Source organism: Bacillus sp. JJ1127 (genome assembly GCF_036965845.1).
Taxonomy (GTDB): Bacteria; Bacillota; Bacilli; order Bacillales; family Bacillaceae_G; genus Bacillus_A.
Window position 1 is genome coordinate 8623 of record NZ_JBALQK010000217.1, and the last position, 1424, is coordinate 10046.

The following is a 1424-nucleotide window of genomic DNA, read 5'->3' on the forward strand; positions in this document are numbered from 1 at the left end:
CCAATCAGAACTGTTACAGAGCCACCATAGAGCCGAGAACTAGGGAATCACCTACGAACGGAGTCCACGAAAGACTGAGGCTAGACAACCAGGGCTTTTTACAGGCCCCCACTTCAAAACGTGTTAACGTTTAAGTGGGGGGAGTTGACATCTATTCCATACTATTGTTACAACAGCATTTATTACTAAAAGATTTTTCAATACATTTTATGCATAATCAGTGCAATACTAAAAACGCTTCCGTAAATTTTAATAATTATTTTGCCTGTATACCTACATGTAATAAGGAGGAATGTAAAATGGAGAAAGCGAATGAAAATGTATCTAAATCAAGCCGTCGAGCAAAAGAGGACGAAATTGCTACAGAGGCTGGTGTGATTCTAAAACTACAATCGCTTCGACTGGCAAGTGAAGAATCTGTATTAGCTCCAACTAATCAGCTTTCATCTAGCGTTCTGAAACCCCTTGAAGACAAATAAAGATTTTTATAAAAAAGTTCAGTCGCAAATTGAACTGTATCCCGAATTGTGGACACTTAAAAAAGTCCATGATTCGGGGTTTTTGTGTATTTTTATACTCATTCCTCGTTATAATACGTTTCGATCTTATTCTTTTTAAAAGACCTATGTGAAAAAGGAACACTCAAATATATTGCATTGCACGGATTTAGACATACTCGCCTCAAACCACTTAAAATGTAGTTTTTAAGACCTCACTAAATATAATTACATATTCTTTTCAGCAGCACCCTACCGATATCCTCCTTGAGACAAACATAGTTTCGATACGTTTCTTTTTTATGTTATGAGCTCTAATTTCTTTTAACATTCATTCCATACTATTTTCTAAAGAAATTGCATGGCCTCTTTATTCAACATCCTAAAAGCTGAATATACTTCTGACCTTCTTCCTGCTTCATATATTCACGTACATTTTCACGATAAGCTTGTACAATTAGCGGAAGTGACAATACAAATAATTTCTTTAACACGTTTTCTTTATAAACATGGATCCAATTCTTTGTTTCTACACAATGATTAAAAATTAATGTTTCATAACTTCCTAATTCCATTTCTATTTTACTTACTCCCATTTCTCTTAATAACTCTTTACATAGTAATGAACGGCAAGAAACAAATCGCGGGAAGTAATGCGCATAAATCATTTCACAGCACTTCTCCCTAATCATTTCTTCAAATTTAATATAGTGAACTCTCACTTCTAAATAGAACCCTCCCCTTCTCTCCCCACTATGCTCCCGTAAAAAATCTTCAATTGTATCATACGTATAATCTTCGTGTGCCTGATTTATATGTACCAAAAAACCACTAGCATTCACAATGAATTTAGGAACTGCTATGTAATAATACACGATCCAAAAACAAAGTTTTTCTATTATTTCCTCTTCCTGCTCTTGTAAAAAC

2 protein-coding genes are annotated in these 1424 nt (G+C 34.5%); one reads left to right on the forward strand and one right to left on the reverse strand.

Translation table 11 applies throughout. From position 1 onward, the window contains the following. Positions 1-299: 299 nt before the first annotated feature. Positions 300-479, forward strand: a complete 180-nt coding sequence (locus V7183_RS19710; RefSeq protein WP_097899183.1) for a flagellin — start codon at positions 300-302, stop codon at positions 477-479. Between the two features lie 392 nt (positions 480-871). Here the strand turns inward: V7183_RS19710 and V7183_RS19715 are convergent. Then, on the reverse strand, positions 872-1424 hold a 553-nt coding region (locus V7183_RS19715; RefSeq protein ID WP_335360561.1), incomplete at its 5' end, for a hypothetical protein.

Excerpts from the sequence above, each read along its gene's own strand:
- V7183_RS19710 (WP_097899183.1), top strand. The coding sequence starts at position 300 with ATGGAGAAAGCGAATGAAAATGTATCTAAATCAAGCCGTCGAGCAAAA.